The following is a 662-nucleotide window of genomic DNA, read 5'->3' as shown; positions in this document are numbered from 1 at the left end:
CGGTTGCGTTTGGTTTGCACTTCCGTCAGCGGACGGTTGCGGCAGGCTTTGCGCATAATGCCGTCTAACAACTGATGCTCTTTCAGATGTTGCCGGTTTTCCTTACTGTCGTAGCCTTTGTCGGCATAGACGGTCGTACCTTCGGCAATGCCTTCCAACAAAGGGGACAGATGGTTGCACTCATGGGTATTGGCGGGGGTGATGTACAGTTTCTCGATATAGCCTTCCGCATCGGTACGGGTATGTTGTTTGTAACCGGGTTTGTAGAGGCCGTTTTTCTTTATCCAACAGGCATCGCTGTCTTTACTCGGTGTGGTTTGGCCGCTGACTTGTCCTTCTTCGTCAACTTCTATGGCCTGACGCTGTTTGCTGCCGGCGGTCTGAATAATGGTGGCATCAATGACGGCGGCGGATGCTTTCTCTATTTTTAGGCCTTTTTCGGTCAGTTGGCAGTTAATCAGTTTGAGCAATTCGGACAGGGTGTCGTCTTGCGCCGCCGGTTACGGTAGCGGCATAAGGTGCTGTAATCGGGGATGCCCAGTTCGTCAAAACGGCAAAATAGGTTGAAATCGGTGCGGGTGATGAGGCTGTGTTCGAGTTCGGGATCGGAGAGGCTGTGCCATTGTCCGAGCAGGACGGCTTTGAACATGGACAACAGGGGA

Annotated in this window: 1 pseudogene; it reads right to left on the bottom strand. The window is 52.6% G+C overall.

Going from position 1 to position 662, the window contains the following annotated elements:
• Nucleotides 1-662 (bottom strand): annotated as a pseudogene (locus DBY86_RS12785) (IS5 family transposase); the annotation flags it as partial.

This window comes from Neisseria bergeri (genome assembly GCA_003044455.1).
GTDB lineage: Bacteria > Pseudomonadota > Gammaproteobacteria > Burkholderiales > Neisseriaceae > Neisseria > Neisseria bergeri.
The sequence above is the reverse complement of the archived record's forward strand: the minus strand, read 5'-3'. Positions and strand labels throughout refer to the sequence as shown.